General features: G+C 68.7%; 19 protein-coding genes. 7 read left to right on the forward strand and 12 right to left on the reverse strand.

Going from position 1 to position 14553, the window contains the following annotated elements; all coding sequences use genetic code 11:
* The 3 genes from Q7T09_RS02950 to Q7T09_RS02960 all read left to right on the forward strand — a co-directional run.
* The coding region (locus Q7T09_RS02950; RefSeq protein WP_304697507.1) for a response regulator transcription factor at window positions 1–176 on the forward strand (176 nt) is incomplete at its 5' end.
* 108 nt (window positions 177–284) lie between these two features.
* Window positions 285–668: a response regulator transcription factor gene (locus tag Q7T09_RS02955; RefSeq protein WP_304697476.1), complete on the forward strand. Its 384-nt coding sequence runs from the start codon at window positions 285–287 to the stop codon at window positions 666–668.
* Window positions 669–734: 66 nt separating this feature from the next.
* Window positions 735–1238, forward strand: a complete 504-nt coding sequence (locus Q7T09_RS02960; RefSeq protein ID WP_304697477.1) for a pyridoxamine 5'-phosphate oxidase family protein — start codon at window positions 735–737, stop codon at window positions 1236–1238.
* A 112-nt stretch (window positions 1239–1350) separates the two neighbouring features.
* Here Q7T09_RS02960 and Q7T09_RS02965 read toward each other — a convergent pair whose 3' ends face one another.
* From Q7T09_RS02965 to ccoN, 10 genes are all read right to left on the reverse strand, one after another.
* On the reverse strand, window positions 1351–1929 hold the full coding sequence (locus Q7T09_RS02965; RefSeq protein WP_304697478.1) for an NAD(P)H-dependent oxidoreductase: 579 nt from the start codon (window positions 1927–1929) through the stop codon (window positions 1351–1353).
* Window positions 1929–3326: an oxygen-independent coproporphyrinogen III oxidase gene (hemN, locus tag Q7T09_RS02970; protein WP_304697479.1), complete on the reverse strand. Its 1398-nt coding sequence runs from the start codon at window positions 3324–3326 to the stop codon at window positions 1929–1931. The genes Q7T09_RS02965 and hemN overlap by 1 nt, the downstream gene beginning before the upstream one ends.
* Window positions 3327–3393: 67 nt before the next feature.
* Window positions 3394–3558, reverse strand: coding sequence for a cbb3-type cytochrome oxidase assembly protein CcoS (ccoS, locus tag Q7T09_RS02975; RefSeq protein ID WP_304697480.1), 165 nt, complete (start codon window positions 3556–3558; stop codon window positions 3394–3396).
* Complete coding sequence (locus tag Q7T09_RS02980) at window positions 3555–5726, reverse strand: heavy metal translocating P-type ATPase (protein ID WP_304697482.1); 2172 nt, start codon at window positions 5724–5726, stop codon at window positions 3555–3557. Before Q7T09_RS02980 ends, ccoS begins: the two co-directional genes overlap by 4 nt.
* On the reverse strand, window positions 5717–6205 hold the full coding sequence (locus Q7T09_RS02985; protein WP_304697484.1) for a FixH family protein: 489 nt from the start codon (window positions 6203–6205) through the stop codon (window positions 5717–5719). Before Q7T09_RS02985 ends, Q7T09_RS02980 begins: the two co-directional genes overlap by 10 nt.
* On the reverse strand, window positions 6202–7710 hold the full coding sequence (ccoG, locus tag Q7T09_RS02990; RefSeq protein WP_304697487.1) for a cytochrome c oxidase accessory protein CcoG: 1509 nt from the start codon (window positions 7708–7710) through the stop codon (window positions 6202–6204). The genes Q7T09_RS02985 and ccoG overlap by 4 nt, the downstream gene beginning before the upstream one ends.
* Before the next feature lie 11 nt (window positions 7711–7721).
* Entirely contained in the window at window positions 7722–8588 is an 867-nt protein-coding gene (gene ccoP / locus Q7T09_RS02995) for a cytochrome-c oxidase, cbb3-type subunit III (RefSeq protein ID WP_304697489.1), read from the reverse strand.
* Entirely contained in the window at window positions 8575–8754 is a 180-nt protein-coding gene (locus Q7T09_RS03000) for a cbb3-type cytochrome c oxidase subunit 3 (RefSeq protein ID WP_304697491.1), read from the reverse strand. Before Q7T09_RS03000 ends, ccoP begins: the two co-directional genes overlap by 14 nt.
* Entirely contained in the window at window positions 8751–9488 is a 738-nt protein-coding gene (gene ccoO, locus Q7T09_RS03005; protein WP_304697493.1) for a cytochrome-c oxidase, cbb3-type subunit II, read from the reverse strand. The genes Q7T09_RS03000 and ccoO overlap by 4 nt, the downstream gene beginning before the upstream one ends.
* 11 nt (window positions 9489–9499) lie before the next feature.
* Entirely contained in the window at window positions 9500–10996 is a 1497-nt protein-coding gene (gene ccoN, locus Q7T09_RS03010) for a cytochrome-c oxidase, cbb3-type subunit I (RefSeq protein WP_370689194.1), read from the reverse strand.
* Between the two features lie 331 nt (window positions 10997–11327).
* Here ccoN and Q7T09_RS03015 point away from each other — a divergent pair, with 331 nt between their 5' ends.
* The 3 genes from Q7T09_RS03015 to Q7T09_RS03025 all read left to right on the forward strand — a co-directional run bounded on the left by Q7T09_RS03015 (window position 11328) and on the right by Q7T09_RS03025 (window position 12933).
* A complete protein-coding gene (locus Q7T09_RS03015; RefSeq protein ID WP_304697494.1) occupies window positions 11328–11573 on the forward strand; it encodes a hypothetical protein in 246 nt (81 codons plus the stop codon).
* Entirely contained in the window at window positions 11573–11914 is a 342-nt protein-coding gene (locus tag Q7T09_RS03020) for a cytochrome c (RefSeq protein WP_304697495.1), read from the forward strand. The genes Q7T09_RS03015 and Q7T09_RS03020 overlap by 1 nt, the downstream gene beginning before the upstream one ends.
* 596 nt (window positions 11915–12510) lie before the next feature.
* Window positions 12511–12933 (forward strand): helix-turn-helix domain-containing protein, encoded by a 423-nt coding sequence (locus tag Q7T09_RS03025; RefSeq protein WP_304697498.1) that lies wholly within the window; start codon window positions 12511–12513, stop codon window positions 12931–12933.
* Between the two features lie 171 nt (window positions 12934–13104).
* Here the strand turns inward: Q7T09_RS03025 and Q7T09_RS03030 are convergent, their stop codons facing one another.
* Window positions 13105–13308, reverse strand: coding sequence for a cold-shock protein (locus Q7T09_RS03030; protein ID WP_304697500.1), 204 nt, complete (start codon window positions 13306–13308; stop codon window positions 13105–13107).
* Between the two features lie 192 nt (window positions 13309–13500).
* Window positions 13501–14124, reverse strand: a complete 624-nt coding sequence (locus Q7T09_RS03035; RefSeq protein WP_304697502.1) for a TlpA disulfide reductase family protein — start codon at window positions 14122–14124, stop codon at window positions 13501–13503.
* Here Q7T09_RS03035 and Q7T09_RS03040 point away from each other — a divergent pair.
* Window positions 14125–14553: lyase family protein (locus Q7T09_RS03040; protein ID WP_304697505.1), on the forward strand; the 429-nt coding region annotated here is incomplete at its 3' end.

Here is a 14553-nt window from a genome sequence, read left to right on the forward strand (position 1 = left end):
GCGAGACCGAGGTCCTGCGCGGCGTCGTCGAGGGCAAGGCCAACAAGATCATCGCCTTCGAGCTGGGGATCAGCCCCCGCACCGTGGAGGTCTACCGCGCCAACGTCATGACCAAGACCGGCGCCGCCAGCCTGTCGGAGCTGATCCGCATGGCCCTGCTGGCCGGGTTCGCCTGACTCCGAGATTGCGCTGTATCAAATACGCCCGCCCCGGCTTCCCCTAGGGTTTCCAGCTCAGACTGGAGACTGGACTGCGTGTCGAACCGCCCACCAAACATCGTTCTCGTGGATGACGACATCGCCCTGCGCACCGCCCTGACCTTCACCCTGGAGCTGGATGGCTTCGTGGTGACCGCCCTGGGCAGCGGCGAGGACCTTCTCAACTGCACCCTCCCAGACGCCCCGGCCTGCCTGGTGCTGGACCAGAACATGGGCGGCCTCACCGGCCTCGATTCCCTCGCCCAGCTCCGTTCGCGTGCCATCGACCTGCCGGCCCTGCTGATCACCAGTCATCCCCGCCAGAGCGTCCGAGACGCGGCCGCGGCCCTGGGCGCGGTGATCGTGGAGAAGCCTCTCCTGGGGGACGCCCTGCTCTCGGAGATCGACGCGGCGTTGAAGCGGCAGGCCGCGATCCGCAAGGCGGTTCCCGAGACCCCACGGCCAAGTTGACCCCCGTCAAGGCGACCGGGCGCGGCTCCGAGCCAGATGGCCGGCGACTTGAAGGGAGATTCCGCCGTGCGCCCGAAAGGTGACGTCCCGTCGCCCGATTCCGCCGCCCCGCCGGAGGCGGAGCTGCGGCGACGGGTCGTCGAGATTCTGGACGAGAACCACCTGATGAGCGTCGCCACCAACCGCAGCGACGGCTGGCCCCAGGTGACCCTGGTCAACTATCTGCGGGAGGGACATGCCCTCTGCTTCGTGGTGGCGCGCGACAGCCAGAAGTTCGCCAACATCGTCCGCGACCCCCGGGTGTCCCTGGCCATCGGCGGGGGTTCGGCCCGGGGCCTGTCCATGTCGGCCCAGGTCCATGAGGTGACCGAGCCGCGCCGCATCGAGCAGATCAACAAGGTCATCTGGGCGCGCGCCCAGGCGAGGGCCTTCTCGCCTCATCCCCTGTCCCCCGCCGTGGCGGTGCTGCAGGCCGATCCGGAGATCGTGGCCCTGACCGACTACGCCGTCCCGCCCGGCCGCCGGGACCTGATGCGAATCGTCGAGGACTGGCGCGTGGAGAAAATCTAGAGCACGTCAGGCGGAAGTGGATTCCGGTTCCGCCGCCCGACGCGCTCTAAACTTTTGAATCTAGACCCTTCTTGCCGTTTCAGACGGGTCCGTCTGAAACGGCAAGAAGGGTCTAGGCCGCCGCCGCGCCGAGACGGCCGACGGCGCGGAGCCAGGCCTCGCGCCGGGCGGGTTTGCCCTCGACGTCGCCGAGGATCGAGTGCCGGATCGGGCTGACGCCGGAGATCCAGAGAATGCCGCGCTCCAGGGCCCGCAGACCGGCGGCGTCGAACACCCAGCGAAACACCGGCGCCGGCATGCCCATGGTGACGATCATCCGGGCCGAACGCCCCTTCAGCAGGCCGCCAAGGCCGCCGCCGTCCTTGCGCAGGGCGAAGCCGTAGCGGAACACCTGCTCCAGGAAGGCCTTCAGCTGGGCGGGCGCGCCCCCCAGCCAGAGCGGGAAGATCATCACGACGTGGTCGGCCCAGGCGATGGCGGTCTGGGCGCTGGCGATCACCGCCGGCGGCGGAGTGTCCTCGAAGTCCTGTTTCGAATGGATCATCGGGAAGTCCAGCGCGCCCACGTCGATGCGGCGGATCATGTGGCCGGCCTCGCTGGCGCCCCGGACATAGGCGTCGGCCAAGGCCGCGGCGAACCGCGTCCCGGAGGGGTCGGGGTGGCCGTTGATGACGACGATCTTGCGGGCCATCAGAGCGCCTTGGCGTGACGCCCGGCTTCGGGGGCGAAATAGGCGTCGAAGACCGCGCAGACGGTCCTCACCACCAGGCGGCCGAGTTCGGTGACGGTCAGTCGGTCGCCCTGCAGCACCACGAGTCCGTCGTCGACGAAGTCCTTGAGATCGGCGAACGCGTCGTTCAGGTCGGCCAGGGCGCGGCCATGGCGGGCGCAGACGGCGCCAAGATCCACCTGCAGGTCGCACATCAGACGTTCGATGATCTCGCCGCGGAATCGGTCCTCGGCCGTGACCACGACGCCGCGGGCGATGGGCAGGTCGCCGGCGGCGATGGCGGCGCGCCAGCCCAGTTCCTGGGCGACGTTCTGCACCAGGCCCTGGGGCAGGCTGCCGATGGCCGAGGCGCCGAGGCCCAGCAGGGTCTGGGCGCTGTCGGTGGTGTAGCCCTGGAAGTTGCGGCGCAGGCGGCCCTCGGTCTGAGCGCGGGCCAGGTCGTCGGTGGGCAGGGCGAAGTGATCCAGGCCGATGCGAACATAGCCCGCGGCCATCAGGTGCTCGGCGGCGGCCTCGCTCTGGTCCAGGCGCTCGGCGGCGCCCGGCAGGGCGGCCTCGTCGATGAGTTGCTGGTGGGTCTTCATCCAGGGCACATGGGCGTAGCCGAACAGGGCCAGACGCTCGGGCCGCAGGGTGAGAATCTTGTCCACCGTGCTGAGCGTGTTGACCGTGGTCTGCTTGGGCAGGCCGTACATCAGGTCCAGGTTGATGGATCCGACCCCGGCCTCCCGCAGCCAGCCGACGCAGGCGGCGATCTGCTCGAAGCTGACCTCTCGGTTCACGGCGGTCTGGACGGCGGGCGTCAGGTTCTGCACCCCCAGGCTCGCCCGCGACAGGCCATGGGAGGCCGCGGCCTGCACCCAGTCGCGGGTCAGGACCCCCGGGTCGAGCTCGGCGGCCACCTCGGCGTCGGCGGTCACGTCGAAGATCTCGCGCAGCCGACCGAAGATGGCGGTCATCTCCTCCGGCGACAGCATGTTGGGGGTGCCGCCCCCGAGGTGGATCGCGTTGGCCGCCAAGCGGTGCGGCAGGGCCTGCTCCAGCAGGTCCATCTCGGTGACCAGGTGATTGACGTAGTCACGAACCGGCTCGTGGCGGTTCACCGCCCGGGTGTTGCAGCCACAGTACCAGCAGAGCTGGGCGCAGAAGGGGATGTGCAGATAGAGCGACACCGGATCGGTGGACGGCAGCTCGGCGAGCCAGCGGCGGTAGGTGGCCGCGTCGACCTCGGGAGAGAACTGGACCGCGGTGGGATAGCTCGTATAGCGCGGGGCGCGACCGTCATACTTGGCGATCAGTTCGTCCATCGCCAGGGTGACCGGCTTGGGGGCGTGCAGGACAGAGGGCGGGGTCGACAAGGCGGCGGTCTCCGGAACGGTGTTCGCTCCATTGAGACTCAACAGACCCCACACGCCCTGACCTGGATCAAACCCGGGGGAGCGGCGCGTCCTGGGGGTCGTCGATGAGGATGCGGGCGGCGTCGCCGTCGGGGTCTTCGTACTGGCCGTTGCGGACCGTCCACCAGAATGCGCCCAGGCCGATGAGGGCCAGCAGGACCGAGAAGGGGGCCAGCAGGAAGAAGATGTTCATCGGCCCGCCCGGTTCATGCGCAGGGCGTTGAGGGTCACCGCCAGGGAGGAGCCCGACATGGCCAGCGCCGCCAGGAAGGGATTGATCAGGCCCAGCATGGCCGCCGGCGCGGCGATCAGATTGTAGAGGGCGGAGAAGCCGAAGTTCTCCAGGGCCCGCCGGCGCGCCGTGCGGGCGACGTCGAAGGCGGTGACCACCGCCCCCAGGGCCTCGCCGGAGAACACCAGGTCGGCGGCGTTCTGGCTGGCGTCGAGCGCCGTGCCCGGCGCCATGGCGGCGTGGGCCTTGGAGAGGGCTGCGGCGTCATTGAGGCCGTCGCCCACCATCAAGACCTTCTGGCCCGCCAGGGACAGGGCCTCGACAGCCTCGGACTTCTCGAAGGGGGTCAGGCCGGCGCGCCATTGATCGACCCCCAGCTCGCGGGCCACCGCCGCCACCGGACCGGCATGGTCGCCGGAGAGGATCTCCACCGTCAGGCCGCGGGCCTTCAAATCCTCGATGGCCGCCCGCGCGTCGGGGCGGATGGCGTCGTGGAAGGCGAAGCGAATCTTGGTGTCGCCCTCGAAGGCGAACCAGAACTCGCTCTCGTCAGCCGAGGGTTCGGCGACGCCGACGAAGGCGGCGCGGCCCAGGCGCGCGCGGCGGCCGCCGATCACGCCCTCGACCCCCTGGCCGGGGGTCTCCACCACGTCCTGGGCCAGGGTCTCGCCCGGATCCTCGTCGGCGAGCGCCCGGGCCAGGGGATGGGCCGAGGCCCGCGCCAGGGGCGCGGCCAGGGCGATGGCCGCGGGAACCGGGTCCACCAGGGTCGGCCGCCCCAGGGTGAGCACGCCGGTCTTGTCAAAGACCACGTGGGTGATCTCGGCCAGGCGCTCCAGGGCGGCGCCGGACTTCACCAGCACCCCCTTGCGGAACAGCCGCGCCGAGGCGGTGATCTGCACGGCGGGCACAGCCAGGCCCAGCGCGCAGGGGCAGGTGATGATCAGGACCGCGACGGCCCGCAGCAGGGCCTCGCGGGGGCCAAGGCCGAGCGCCCAACCCAGGACGAAGGTCAGGGCAGCGGCGCTGTGGACGACGGGGACGTAGATGGCCGCGGCGCGGTCGGCCAAGCGGACATAGAGGGACTTGCTCTGGGCGCCGGCGTCCACCAGCCGGGCGATGGCGGCCACCGCGGAGTCGTCGGAGCGGGCCAGGGCCTGGAGGGTGAGCGTCCCCCAGAGGTTGAGGCCCCCGGCGCGGCAGACCTGGCCGGGGCGCACGGCGATGGGGCGCGTTTCGCCGGTCAGAAGGGCGTTGTCGAGCTCCGAGCGGCCGGACTCCACATGGGCGTCGACGGGGATGCGTTCGCCGGGGCGCACCAGGATCAGGTCGCCGACGGCGACCTCGCTGAGGGGCTTGCGGTGCTGGGCGCCGGCGGCGTCGAGGACGGTGGCGCTGGGGGCCTGCATGGCCAGCAGGTCGGCGGCGGCGCTGCGGGCGCGGCTGCGCAGCTTGTGATCCATCCAGCGGCCGATCAGCAGCAGGAAGAGCAGGGAGACGGCGGCGTCGAAATAGGTGTCGCGGCCGTGCAGGAGGGTCTCGACGAAGCTGATCCCCAGGGTCAGCAGGACGCCCAGGGAGATCGGCACGTCCATGTTGGCGCGGCCGACTCTCAGGGACCGCCAGGCCGATTCGAAGAAGGGCATGCCGGCATAGAGGGCGCAGGGGGCGCCGATCAGGCCGCTGAGAACCTGCATCATGGTGCGGGTTGAGGGCCCCAGCTCCTGGCCGAACAGGCCGGCCCACAGGGGCACCGAGAACATCATGGCGTTGCCGGCGCCGAAGGCGGCGACGCCGAGCGCCAGGGCCAGGCGGCGGCCCTCCTTGTCATGGGCCGCGGTCGCGAGGCCCGGATCGTAGGGGGCGGAGGGATAGCCCAGCCGCTCCAGGATGCTCATCACCCGAGCGGGGTCGCCGGTGCGATCGGCGAAGGTGACGGTGAACTTGCCGGAGGTGAGGTTCAGGCGGGCGCGCTCGACGCCGGGCATGGCGCCCACCGCCGTCTCGATCTTTGACAGGCAGGCGGCGCAGCGGGCGCCCTTCACCAGCAGGTCCAGGGTGGCGCCGCCGTCCTTGTCGGATTTCAGAAAGGCCGAATAGTCGGGCGCCGCGTCATAGGTCACCGCCATGTCAGCCTCCGCTCGGCCTCGAAACGGGCGCCGGCGCGGTCGTGGGCCACCAGGCTGAGGTCCCAGGCGCCGGTCAGGCCGGCGACGCGGGCGACATAGGTCCCCGGCGCGGTCTCGGCGAACTTGGCGGTCTTGGCGCCGGACTCGGTGGCCGGGCGCTCCAGCTTGGCCTGGACGGCGAGCCCGGTGACCGGGACCCCGGCGCGGTCGCGGAAGGACACCGTGACGGCGCCGCCTGCGCCGGCCGCGGCGATGGCGCGCCAGCCGAGGCGGTCCTGGGCGGCCAGCTGGGCGAGCTTCTTGTTGTAGGCCACGCCGTCCTCGTAGGGGGTCACCGAGACCTCGCCGGGGAAGGTGCGGATGGCCATGATGGTGAAGCCGGTGTCCACGGCGATCACCACCAGGAAGAAGCCGACGATCATGGCCAGGACGTGAAGGCCGCGCAGCTGGAAACCGGTTGGGGATTCGGTCTGGCTCATCGCGCGTTCGCGGCTCCCGAGAGGAAGTTGGTCTTGACGGTCATGGCGTCCCCGTCGGCCCGCAGGGCGAAGGCGGCGGGCATGTTGGGGGCGTCGATGGCGGCGGCGGGGACGGTGACGAAGACCCGCACGGCGCGGACCTCATTGGGCTCGACGCGGACCCGCAGGGCCTCGCCGTCGGTCGCCGCGCCCGGCGTCCGCAGGCGGGCGCCCGGAGGCCCGGTGAAGGCGATCGCCACATCCTTCGGGTAGAAGCCGCGATTGGCGATCTTCAGGGTGTAGCCGTCGCGGATGGCGCCGTCGTGCAGGCGCACGAACATCGGATTGCGGTCGCGCAGGACGTGGACATCCAGGGCGCTGCGATGGGTCATGCCCCAGATCATCAGGGCGCTGACCAGGGTGAGCGCCACGGCGTAATAGGCGGTCCGGGGGCGCAGCAGGCGATAGATCGGGGTCTGGCGGGCCACACGCGCGGCCACGGCGGCGTCGGTGTCGTAGGCGATCAGGCCCTTGGGTCGGCCGACCTTCTCCATGATCTCGTCACAGGCGTCGATGCACAGGCCACAGTTGATACACTCCAGCTGGGAGCCGTCGCGGATGTCGATGCCGGCGGGGCAGACCACCACGCAGGCGTTGCAGTCGATGCAGTCGCCGCGGCCCTCCCAGGTCGCGCCCTTCTTGTGGGGGCCGCGGGTTTCGCCGCGGTCGCGCCGGTAGGTGACCTGCAGGGAATGCTCGTCCAGCATCGCCCCCTGGATGCGGGGCCAGGGGCAGAGATAGGTGCAGACCTGTTCGCGCATGAAGCCCGCGAAGGCGTAGGTGGTGACCGTCAGCAGGGCGCAGAAGATGTAGGCGGTGGCCGGCGCCTGGCCGATCCAGAAGTGGCGGATCAGGGTCGGGGCGTCGTGGAAGTAGAAGATCCAGGCCCCGCCGGTGCCGAAGCCGATGCCCAGCCAGACCGCGTGCTTGCCGATCTTGCGCCAGGCCTTGTTGAAGGACCAGGGATCGGCGTCCAGCTTCATGCGAGCGTTGCGGTCGCCCTCGAAGGCCCGCTCCACATAGATGAAGAGGTCGGTCCAAACAGTCTGCGGGCAGGCGTAGCCGCACCAGAGCCGGCCGAACATGGCCGTCACCAGGAACAGGGCCAGCGCCGAGATCACCAGCAGGCCGGTGATGAAATAGACTTCCTGCGGCCAGAGCTGAATCCAGAAGAAGTAGAACCGGCCGCCGGCGAAATCGACGAGCACCGCCTGGTCCGGAAGGGCGCCGGGGCGCTCCCACCGGATCCAGGGGGTGACGTAGTAGATCGTCAGCATGACGATCAGCAGGATCCACTTGATCCGCCGCCACTGGCCATGAACCAGCTTGGGATAGATCGGGGTCCGGGGCTTGTAGAGGCCCAGGGTGAAACCCTTGGCCCGCGCCTTGGCCGCCGCCGAGATGGGGCCGGAGCCCTCTCCAGGCGGGGGCGGCGTGGGCTTGGTCCGATCGATGACGACGGTCATGGGGGTACGCTCTACTGGCCGCCGGCGTTGGCGTGGATGTAGACCGCCAGGGCCTTGATGGTTTCGGGACTGAAGCGGGCTTCCCAGGTGGGCATGACGCCGCCCTGGCCGTTCCAGATCTGGTTGCGGATATCCGCACGTTCCGGCCCGTAGAGCCAGTCGGCGTCGGTCAGGTCCGGGGCGCCCTGCTTGATGTCGCCCTTGCCCTGGGGGCCGTGGCAGGCGGAGCACTGTTCGATGAAGACCGGGGCGGCGCGCTTGATGGCCGCCACATTGGCCGGCCGCCGCGAGAGGGCGACCACGAACTCGGTCAGGTCGTCGACCTGGGCCGGCCGCAGGATCTGATCCCGACCGAAGGCCGGCATCTGCGACTGGCGGGCGTGCGGATTGTCCGAACGAATCCCCACCTGGATGGTCCGCTGGATGTCCTCCAGCGACCCGCCCCAGAGCCAGACGTCGTCGCGAAGGTTGGCGTAGCCCTTGGCGCCGGTGCCGCCGACGCCGTGGCAGGTGGCGCAGTTGTCGCCGAACACCGACTGGCCCACCGCCAGGGCGTAGGCCTGGAGCTTGGGATCCTTCTCGATGGTCTCCAGCGACGCGGTCCGGAGCATGGCCCCCTCGGCGCCGCGCAGGTGCTGAAGTTCAGCCAACTGCTTGGCCACCTCGACGCGATCGGACTGGTGAAGGACCCCCTTGGCGTAGCTGTTGACGCCCGGCCAGGAGGGCATCAGCACCCAGTAGATCGCCGCGATGACGATGCAGCCGTAGAAGATGTACAGCCACCAGCGCGGCAGCGGATTGTCGAGTTCCCGGATGCCGTCCCACTCGTGGCCGGTGGTTTCGACGCCGGAATGTTCGTCGGTTTCACGATGGGACATGGTCGTCCTCACTGTCCTCCAGCGGCAGGGCCGCGAGGCGTTTGAAATCTTCGGCGTGACGCGGCCACAGGGCGTAGATCAAGCCGGCGAAGAACAGCAGCCCGAAGTAGAGGGTGCCGCCCTGCTGGGCGAAGCGCGCGAGGGCCTCGTAGGAAAGGTCGCTCATCGCTGATTCTCCGGGCTTTCCGCGTGATAGGTGCGGAAGTCCACCAAGCCGCCCAGCATCTGCAGATAGGCGATCAGGGCGTCCATCTCGGTCAGCCGGCCCGGGTCCCCGTCGAAGTCGCGCTGGGCGATCTTGGCGCCGTAGCGCTTCTTCAGGGCCGTGGCTCGGGAGTCGAACGGATCAGCCTGGGCCTCCAGGTCATCGACCGCGTGATCGATCTGATCCTGGGTGTAGGGCACCCCCACCCGCGTCATGGCCGTGAGCTTGGCCTGCATGTCGCGGTAGTCGAGGTCTTTGTCCCGCAGGAAGGCGTAGGGCGGCATGACCGATTCCGGCACCACCGACCGGGGATCGGTCAGGTGGTCACGGTGCCAGCCGTCGGAGTACTTGCCCCCGACCCGCGCCAGATCAGGCCCGGTGCGCTTGGAGCCCCACTGGAACGGGTGGTCGTACATGCTCTCGGCGGCGAGGCTGTAGTGGCCGTAGCGTTCGACCTCGTCGCGCAGGGGGCGGATCATCTGCGAGTGGCAGACATAGCAGCCCTCGCGGACATAGATGTCCCGGCCCTCGAGCTCCAGGGGGGTGTAGGGGCGCACCCCTTCCACCTTCTCGATCGTGCTCTCCAGATAGAAGAGCGGCGAGATCTCCACCAGGCCGCCGATGGAGACGACGATGACGATCCCGATGATCATCCAGAGCGAGTGACGCTCGAAGTTGGCGTGTTTCTTCCACATGGTCTGGCCCCCTACTCAGCCGCGACGAAGGCGGGGAGGGAGCTGGCGCCTTGAGGCTGGGCCTCATGACCCGGCATCCGAACCGTCCGCCACAGGTTGTAGGACATGATCACGGCGCCCGAGAGGTACATGAGACCTCCAAGAGTACGGATGATGTTCTCGATATGCTTGGCCGCGACAGTCTCGACGAAGCTGTTGGCCAGGAAGCCTTGCGGCGTGTACTCGCGCCACATCAGGCCCTCCATGATGCCGGAGACCCACATCGCGGCGATGTAGAGCAGGATGCCCGTCGTCGCGATCCAGAAGTGCCACTCCACCAGCTGGTTTGAGTAGAGCCTGTCCTTCTTCCACAGCCACGGAACCATGCAGTAGACGGCGCCGAAGCTGATGAAGCCGACCCAGCCGAGCGCGCCGGAGTGCACGTGGCCGATGGTCCAGTCGGTGTAGTGGGAGAGCGCGTTGACCTCCCGCAGGCTCATCAGCGGACCTTCGAAGGTGGACATGCCGTAGAAGGCCAGCGCCACCACCATCATCCGGATGACCGGGTCGGTGCGCAGCTTGTCCCAGGCCCCCGAGAGCGTCATCAGGCCGTTGATCATGCCGCCCCAGGAGGGCATCCAGAGCATGATCGAGAAGGTGGCCCCGAGCGTCTGGGTCCACTGCGGCAGAGCCGTGTAGTGCAGGTGGTGCGGGCCTGCCCAGATGTAGATGAAGATCAGCGACCAGAAGTGGACGATGGACAGGCGGTACGAATAGACCGGCCGCTCGGCCCGCTTGGGCACGAAGTAGTACATCATCCCCAGGAAGCCGGCGGTGAGGAAGAAGCCTACGGCGTTGTGGCCGTACCACCACTGCACCAGGGCGTCCTGCACCCCCGCGTAGACCGAATAGCTGCGATGGTTCAGCAGGCCCACGGGCAGGGCCATGTTGTTGACGATGTGCAGGATGGCGATGGTGATGATGAAGGCCAGGTAGAACCAGTTGGCCACGTAGATGTGGGGTTCCTTGCGCTTCCAGATGGTGCCCAGGAAGACCAGCAGATAGGCGACCCAGACCACGGCCAGCCACAGGTCCACGTACCACTCGGGCTCGGCGTATTCCTTCGATTGGGTGATCCCGGCCAGGTAGCCGGTGGCCGCCAGGACGATGAACAACTGATAGCCCCAGAAGACGAACCAGGGGGCCACGCCGCCCGCCAGCCGCGCGCGGCAGGTCCGCTGCACCACCCAGAAGGAGGTGGCGATCAGGGCGTTGCCGCCGAAGGCGAAGATCACGCCGGAGGTATGCAGGGGGCGCAGGCGGCCGAAGTTCAGCCAGCCGGCCTCGGGGAAGTAGAGGAGGTTGGGCCAGGACAGCTGGGCGGCGATGACCACCCCCACCAGCATGGCGACCACCGCCCAGAACATGGTGGCGATCACCCCGGCGCGGATCACGCCGTCCGAATAGCGTCCCGGATCAGGCTTGAACCTTCCATAGGCCACGCCGGCCGTCATGCCCGCAGCGCCCATCACGAAGGCGGCCAGGAAGACATAGGCGTGGAACCGGAACAGCGGATCCTGGGTGAACGCCGCGGCGAGCAGGGCCGCGAAGGCCCCGACGCCTGTGAATATGTAGAGCAGGACTGCGTCTAGTGGCGCGCCCTCGTCCTGCCGGATCGAAATCTGTGTCATGAATCCCCAACCCGCTTAGCGAATGTCGTCGGGGGATGCCGGGTATCCCGGCGTAGGGCCTTGACGTAGATCAACGCCGCTTGAGACGTTGCGCGACACAAGTGTTCAGGCCGGATATTCGGCGTGGAGCAGGAACCTCATGCCTCGTTCTCAACCGGCGGACCCAGCGGTGTCCGCCCTGTTCGCCGCCGTCGCGGCCCTGGCCGCCGCCGCTGCGGGAACCGCCGGCGTGGCGCTGGCCCACATCTGGACGACCTCGCAACGCGGGGTGATCTGCGGCCTCGACCAGGCCGGGGACGCCCATTGCTGGGCCTGCTACACAGCCCCCCTGCTGGCGCTGGCCGCCCTGAGCCTGTGGCGCGCCGTCGAACAGCGCCAGGTCCGGGTCGCCGCCAAGGCCCCGCGAGCCCGCTGATGCCCCGCCCCGTCGCCTGCGCGATCTTCGCCGCCGTGGTGTTTACCGCGGCGGGCGCGGCCCAGGCCGCCGCCGATCCGGTCGCGGCCGCCGTATCCCGCGGCCGCGCCTTCGCCGAACGCAACTGCGCGGCCTGCCACGCCGTCGGCCCGACGGGAGCGAGCCCGCGCCGGAAGGCCCCGCCGTTTCGCGCGCTCGCCGGCCGCTTCGTCCCCCTGACCCTGCAGCGCCGGCTGACCGAGATCAGCGAGACCGGCCACTATGAGATGCCGCCCTTCGCGGTCCACTCCGACGAGGCCAGCGACGTCGCCGCCTACCTGAACAGCCTCGAGCGGCCATAGAGCCTGTCCGCCAAACAGGCTCGTCGGCTCATGTTCAGAGCGTCTCGGGCGCCTGAACAGGCATAGGCTTCGGGCTGTCACGCTCTGGGCCCACGGGGCCTGATTTCCACCCCGCCGGGCGCCCGAGCAACCGATTCTCCCCTTTGCGACCGCCGAAAAGTCGCCGTCCGGTATTCGCCGGGCGACACGCCACGGCGACACGGCGGGCCCCTCCCGCGCTCAGTTTTAAGAACTCGCGTCGGTTGCACTACCCGATCTGGTGAAATTCAAAACTCAAGTTCGCTGAGCGATTTCTACCCAATATGAGTATAGCCCCGGATTCAGGACACCGGTGGCGCCGCGCCAAGGCCGCGGAATCCGCGTCCGAAGGGCATCTGGAATGGCCAGACCATCTGCCATTAAGACTGATTTTCAAGTATAAACCCCGAGAACACACGGCTTTCGGAGCTTTTGACCGCCTCCGCCGCCGCATTGTCGGGCTGCGACCGTCATGCCGCTTTGCAAAGTTGTAATATTCGCCTTTACTCACCGAATCTTGCAGTGACGCGCTGGTTTCCCCCGATCGTGCGCGCCGAAAGGCCCAGGAGAAAAACACCGTGGCGGAGCTATCCAACAAGACCCCCGATCCGATGGACGTCGCGCTGGGCGCGGCGGTGCGGATTCGCAGGCGCACCATCGGGATGTCGCAGGAAGCTCTCGCGGAACAATGCGGGGTCAGCTTCCAGCAGATTCAGAAGTACGAGAATGGGGCCAACCGCATCTCCTTCTCGCGCCTGGTCCAGATCGCGCGCGCCCTGCGCTGCCGCGTCGTCGACCTGATGGACGTGCTGGACACGCCTGGCCATGACGCCGTCGGCGACCTGGACCTGCTGTCGCGCATGCGCACGCCCGGAGCCCTTGAGCTCCTCGCCGCCTTCGAAAAGCTGCCCCAGGACGCGCGCGCCTCGCTGGTGAGCTTCATGCGGGCCCTGACCGGACCGGAGGGCGCTCTGCGCAGCAAGCAGAAGGAAATGGCCTAGCGGTCCCGGGGGGGAGCTGGAACGGCGCCGCGGCCTCGCGCCGAGCGGGGGAATTGGGACGCCGCGCCACAGGTTTGGCCCTGGCGGCGGCCCAGTGGGCCCCAAGTCATGAACGCACGCCGCCGCGGAGAGAAGGCGTGCGTCGAAAAGTTCGGGATCGGGCCTTGAGCCCTACTCCGCCTTCAGGTCGACCGCGGCGATCTTCCCGCGCTCTTCCTTCTCCTGGTAGCTCACCTTCTGACCCTCGTTGAGGGCGCGAAGCCCCGCGCGTTCGACCGCGGAGATATGGACGAAGACGTCCTTGCCGCCGTCGTCGGGTTGGATGAAGCCGTAGCCCTTGGTGGTGTTGAACCACTTGACCGAACCGGTGGCCATGTCGTGTCGCTCCCTGACAAGCCGTTTCAGGTGGGCGCTGCGCAAGCTCGCCCGGATAACAATCCTGATGGTCTGGGAACGGCGCTTGTTCGGGTCCGCCGAGGGCGGGGAAAGAACGTCTGCAGGCCCAAATCCGCGATTGCGGGAGAATTTGTTCAACGCCCCGGTGAAACGGTCAACCCAAAATGGCGGTCAGCTTTCGGCCAGCACCTTGTCGATCACCGCCTTGGCCTCGGGCCCCGACCAGTCGGCGCCGCCGGCCAGGCGCGCGCGCTCGACCCCGTCCTTGCCGAAGATGACGGTTGTGGGCATGCCGGTGGCGGCGGGCTTGAAGTCGTAGGGCAGCTTCAGCTTGGGGTCGCGATAGAAGACCAGCGGCGCATGCTGGGCGATGAAGGCCCGGGCCTTGTCGGCGTCGCGGTCGCCATCGACGCTGACCGCCACCACGGCCAGGGGCTGGCCCTGATACTCGGCCGCGAGCTTGGCCAGGGTGGGCATCTCGATCACGCAGGGGCCGCACCAGGTGGCCCACATATTGACCACCACGACCTTGCCCTTGAAGTCGGCCAGGCGGAGCGTCTCGCCCTTCGCGCCCTGGAAGCTGGTGGCCGGCGCGGGGCCGGCCTCGGCCGGGAAGACCAGCTTGGCCATCTCGCCCTTGGCCAGGCTCTTGAGGCTGGTTGTCTGGCGGGGGTTTATGGATGCCTGCGCCATGATGTAGACAACCGCCGCGACGCCCAGCAGGGCGACGCCCCAGAGCGCGCCTTTCAGGAGGCCCGATCTGGGCTTCGCCGTCTCCTCGGGTGCTTGGCTCATATGTCCGACGACTCCACTCACGGTTCTGACAAGCCCGCATCTGGCCAGGCCATGTGGGGCGGAAGGTTCAGCGCCAAACCGGCCGAACTGATGCAGGCGATCAACGTCTCCATCGGGTTCGACAAGCGCCTGGCGCCGCAGGACCTGGCGGGGTCCCGCGCGCACGCGGCGATGTTGCGCAAGCAAGGCGTCATTACAAGCGCCGACGAGCAGGCCATCCAGGGCGGGCTGCAGGCCATCGAGGCCGAGATCGCCGCCGGGACCTTCCCCTTCCGCGACGAGTTCGAGGACATCCACATGAACGTGGAGGCCCGGCTGCGGGAGCTGATCGGGCCGGTGGCCGGCCGCCTGCACACCGCCCGCTCGCGCAACGATCAGGTGGCCGTCGACTTCCGCCTGTGGGTGCGCGACGCCTGCGACCGCACCATC

This window comes from Phenylobacterium sp., assembly GCF_030645195.1.
GTDB lineage: Bacteria > Pseudomonadota > Alphaproteobacteria > Caulobacterales > Caulobacteraceae > Phenylobacterium.